The sequence below is a fragment of the Collinsella sp. D33t1_170424_A12 genome (assembly GCF_015554865.1).
Classification (GTDB): Bacteria; Actinomycetota; Coriobacteriia; order Coriobacteriales; family Coriobacteriaceae; genus Collinsella.
Genome location: NZ_JADNJJ010000060.1, coordinates 1 through 4,474, shown reverse-complemented (window position 1 = coordinate 4,474; position 4,474 = coordinate 1). Strand labels below are relative to the sequence as shown.

Here is a 4,474-nt window from a genome sequence, read left to right as displayed (position 1 = left end):
GCAAGTTCGTCAACGACGGCTGCGACCTGGTGCTGGCGATCGGCACGCCGGCCGCCCAGTCCATGGTGGGCGCCACGTCCGAGATCCCCGTGGTGTGCACCGCTATCACCGACTTCGTGGCCGCCGGCTTGGTGGAGGACGGCGACGCCCCCGGCGGCAACGTGACGGGCACCTCCGATATGAATCCCGTGGCCGAGCAGATCGACCTGCTGCAGCGCCTGCTGCCCGGGGCCAAGACCGTCGGTCTGCTCTACTGCACCGCCGAGCCCAATTCCAAGATCCAGATCGACCTGGCGAGCGCCGAGCTCAAGAAGCTCGGTTTGGAGCCGGTGGAGTTCACCGCCTCGAGCTCCAACGAGGTGCAGCAGGTCGTCGAGTCGATGGTGGGCAAGGTCGATGCCATCTACACGCCCACGGATAACACCATCGCATCGGCCATGACGACCATCGCCATGATCGCCAACGAGGCGAAGATCCCCACCATCTGCGGCGAGGTCGCCCATGTGGAGGCCGGCGGCCTGGCGAGCATCTCTATCAACTACGAGGAGCTCGGGCGCCGCGCCGGCGAGATGGCCATTCAGATCCTGGCCGATGGCGCCGACCCGGCCGAGATGCCCGTTCAGCAGATGAGCGCCGCCGAGTGCGATGTGGTGTTCAACGGCAAGACCGCCGAGCTGCTGGGCGTGGATACGGCTCCGCTGATCGCCGACGGCGGTACCGACGTGAGCGCGTAGGTCCTGGTTCGCGCATGCGGAGGCGGGCCCTCGCCGGCACGAGTTCGCGGGCGCCGCGGCTTTCAGCCGCCCCGGCTGGTCGAAGCCGCATATTTCTGAAGCATTACGAGTGCCGATGCGACTGCGGGCCCATGTGCGCGCATGTTAGACTAACAGCCATATAGATAGCATCGTTGTGCGAAGCGACCCCGGCGGACATGACCGCCGGGGTTCTTTTGGCTCAGCGAACTTACCTGGCAAGGAGGGACGAGATGGGCGGAGCTCTACTTGGAGCCGTTTCCCAGGGCATACTCTGGGGCATTATGGTACTTGGGGTGTTTATCACCTATAAGTTGCTCGATATTGCGGATCTGACGGTTGACGGCAGCTTTGCGCTGGGCGGCAGCGTGTGCGCCGTCCTGGTGGTGGCGGGTGTCGATCCGCTTATCGCCATCGTCGCCGCCATGCTCGCCGGCATGGTCGCCGGAGCGGTCACCGGCTTTCTGCATACCGTGCTCGAGATCCCCGCGATCCTCGCCGGCATCCTTACGCAGATCGCCCTGTGGTCCATCAACCTGCGCATCATGGGCAAGTCCAACACCCCGCTGCTGCAGAGCGACACGATCTTCTCTCGCATGACCGAGATGACCGGGCTCTCCGCCAACGTGGCGTCCATCGTCGTGGGCCTCATCGTGGCGGTGGCCATCATCGCCGCGCTTTACTGGTTCTTCGGTACCGAGATCGGCAGCGCGCTGCGCGCCACCGGCAACAACGAGGATATGATTCGCGCGCTGGGCGTTTCCACCGCCAAGACGAAGATGATCGCCCTCATGCTCGCCAACGCGTTGGTGGGCCTTTCCGGCGGCCTCATCTGCCAGAGCCAGAAATACGCCGATATCGGCATGGGTACGGGCGCTATCGTGATCGGCCTGGCCGCCATCGTCATCGGCGAGGTGCTCGGCCGCCTTACCCCGGGCAAGCTCGTGGGCTTCAAGAGCCGCCTGGTCTCGGCCGTGGCCGGTTCCGTGGTGTACTTCCTCATCCGTGCCGTCGTCTTGCAGATGGGCATGAACGCCAACGATATGAAGCTGCTCTCCGCAGTGATCGTGGCGCTGGCGCTGTGCGTACCGGTGGTTTGGGAGAAGTACAAGCTGCGTGCTCATTACACGAAGGGCGGTGAGGCAGATGCTTAGGCTGTCCCATGTGAAGAAGACCTTCAACGCCGGCACCGTTACCGAGAAACGCGCCCTCACCGGCGTGGACCTCACGCTTGCCGATGGCGATTTCGTAACCGTGATCGGCGGCAACGGCGCGGGCAAGTCCACGCTGCTCAACATGATCGCCGGCGTGTACCCGCTCGATTCCGGCACCATCGAGCTGGACGGCGTGGACATCTCGCGCCTGTCCGAGCCTCGTCGCGCCAAGTACCTGGGACGCGTGTTCCAAGACCCTATGCGCGGTACGGCGGCCGATATGCAGATCGACGAGAACCTCGCCCTTGCCCGCCGCCGCGGCAAGCGCCGCGGCCTGGCATGGGGCATCACCAAGCAGGAGAAGGACGAGTACCCCGAGCTCCTCGCTCGCCTGGGGCTCGGGCTGGAGAAGCGCATGACCGCCAAGGTGGGCTTGCTCTCGGGCGGCCAGCGCCAGGCCCTCACGCTGCTCATGGCCACGCTCACCGACCCCAAGCTGCTGCTGCTCGACGAGCACACCGCGGCGCTCGATCCCAAGACGGCTGCGAAGGTGCTCGACCTCACCGAGCAGATCGTGGCCGAGCGCGGCCTCACCACGCTCATGGTGACGCACAACATGAACGACGCGATCCGCCTGGGCAACCGCCTCATCATGATGTGCGACGGCCGGGTGATCTACGATGTTGCCGGCGAGGAGAAGAAGCGCCTGACCGTTCCCGACCTGCTTCGCAAGTTCGAGGAGGTCTCCGGCGGCGAGCTGGCAAACGACCGCATGCTGCTGAGCTAGGCACGCGTCCCGCTGCCGATGCGGGGCCGACCGTGCGCCACGAGTATCCATGACGGCCGGGGGCGGGTGCGCTCCCGGCCGTTTTTCGTTGCAGGCGGCATGCCTGCGGGGAACGTGGCACGGAGATGTGTGCATCGGGGCGGAAAACGGGAATAAACATGGCAGGCTTATAGGTTGCGTTCGCAGCGCAAGGAGGAACCATGAAGCTCCGTATCTCGTCCAAGCTCGCCAGCGTGCACAGCGAGCTCGAGGTCTCGACCGTCGATGGGGAGGTGCTGTTCACCGCGCACACCGACCCGCTGTCGTCTCCGCGTACGACGCGCGTGGTCGATGCATCGGGGACCGAGGTCGCATGCTATCGTACGAGCCGGTCGGATGATAAGGACCGCGCGCACCATATAGAGCTCCGCAGCGGGGTGTCGATGGACCTGAAGCGCTCGTTTCGCGTGTCCGCCAAGACGGATGAGGCGGTTATCCGCGTGCAGCCGCAGGGATGGATGGTCGTGACGCGCCGCGCATGGACGAGCCGATTCGAGATTCGCACGGAAGGCGGGCGGGTGATGGCGCGCGCCAAGCAGATCCCGGCGCTGCGCGGCGACGTGTACGACGTCGAGGTGCTCGACGACGCCCGCGTCGTTGCGATCGCGGTGCTCTCGATGATCGCCCGCGCGGTGATCCGCGACGATTCCCCCAGTCCCGTGTAGGCTCCCGCGGGTCTTTTCGAGTCCAGACGGCGTCTCTCGTTCGCCTTCTCGCGCCGACGCCTCGCCTGCGTAATAGATATGCCTCCCATCGCCCGGGTACGATCCCCGAGCGATGGGAGGCATCTTGCATGGCGGGGCCGCCCGGTCTATCGCACGCGCAGCGGTTTGTTGCCGTGTCGGAATACGAGGTAGCTATACAGGTAGATGGACGCGCTCGACCCGATGACCGCGATCAGCAGGATTGCCGGCGCCGCGCCTCCCAGCTGTTTCGAGAACAGCCCGGATATGGCGACGGCGATGCCGGCGACGACCATGGCCATACCGCCGAACCGATGCGTGAGCCGCCAGTTCTGGTCGCTGTCGAGCGCCCATGGCGTCTTGCAGCCAAACGTGTAGTTGGGCTTGACCTTGGGCAGGTAGTTGCCAAGCAGGATGAGGCCGAGGCCCAGGCACGTGCCGACGATGATTCCGATGGGGCTGCCGTCTTGCGGCATGATGCCGAACACGGCGAGCTCCGTGGTCCATGTCATCCCGATCATGAAGAGCGTGAAGACCGCGACGAACCCCGTGTAGAACGAACCCATGCGCTCGTATGCGCGGCCGCGCGGGTCCATGCCGGGAAGCACGTGGAAGAGGAGGAGCAGGCCGAGGGGCAGGATGTCGAGGCCGAGCGTCGAGAGCCGGCTGCTCCAGCCGTCGACGTCGCCTGCGGCGTCCCAGTGCGTGGGCACCATGTCGGGCAGCTGCGGTAGCAGGGCGAGGTGCCCCAGGAAGCTGAGGATGCACAGGACTGCGAGCGCGATCAGCGTTCGGCGGCCGATGGGGGAGACCCGGCGCGTTTCGGGCTGTTCGCCGTTGGCGCGGGGCGTCGCCCCCTGCTTGTCGCGGATGTTATCGGTCATTGGAATCGCTCCTGTCGGTGAAGGTGAAAAACCAGCTCATAAGGTCTTGCAGCACGGAGGTATTCAGGCTGTAGACGATTGACTGCCCGGCGCGTTCGGCGTCGACGAGCCCGGCTGCCTTGAGGGCGTTGAGGTGATGGCTGATGGATGGCTTGGTCATGTCGAAGTGCTCGGC

At 65.3% G+C, this 4,474-nt stretch carries 6 protein-coding genes; 4 read left to right on the top strand and 2 right to left on the bottom strand.

Annotated features, from left to right (window positions below; translation table 11 throughout):
- From I2E26_RS02905 to I2E26_RS02890, 4 genes are all read left to right on the top strand, one after another.
- Window positions 1-734 (top strand): ABC transporter substrate-binding protein (locus I2E26_RS02905; RefSeq protein WP_195419550.1); only part of this gene is annotated, 734 nt, incomplete at its 5' end.
- A 251-nt stretch (window positions 735-985) separates the two neighbouring features.
- Complete coding sequence (locus I2E26_RS02900; protein ID WP_147588921.1) at window positions 986-1,906, top strand: ABC transporter permease; 921 nt, start codon at window positions 986-988, stop codon at window positions 1,904-1,906.
- Window positions 1,899-2,693, top strand: coding sequence for an ABC transporter ATP-binding protein (locus I2E26_RS02895; RefSeq protein ID WP_195419549.1), 795 nt, complete (start codon window positions 1,899-1,901; stop codon window positions 2,691-2,693). The genes I2E26_RS02900 and I2E26_RS02895 overlap by 8 nt, the downstream gene beginning before the upstream one ends.
- A 200-nt stretch (window positions 2,694-2,893) precedes the next feature.
- Window positions 2,894-3,397: a hypothetical protein gene (locus tag I2E26_RS02890; protein WP_195419548.1), complete on the top strand. Its 504-nt coding sequence runs from the start codon at window positions 2,894-2,896 to the stop codon at window positions 3,395-3,397.
- Between the two features lie 146 nt (window positions 3,398-3,543).
- Here I2E26_RS02890 and I2E26_RS02885 read toward each other — a convergent pair whose 3' ends face one another.
- Together I2E26_RS02885 and I2E26_RS02880 are read right to left on the bottom strand one after the other, a co-directional pair.
- Window positions 3,544-4,299, bottom strand: a complete 756-nt coding sequence (locus tag I2E26_RS02885) for an SdpI family protein (RefSeq protein WP_195419547.1) — start codon at window positions 4,297-4,299, stop codon at window positions 3,544-3,546.
- The coding region (locus I2E26_RS02880; RefSeq protein ID WP_195419546.1) for an ArsR family transcriptional regulator at window positions 4,289-4,474 on the bottom strand (186 nt) is incomplete at its 5' end. The genes I2E26_RS02885 and I2E26_RS02880, both read right to left, overlap by 11 nt.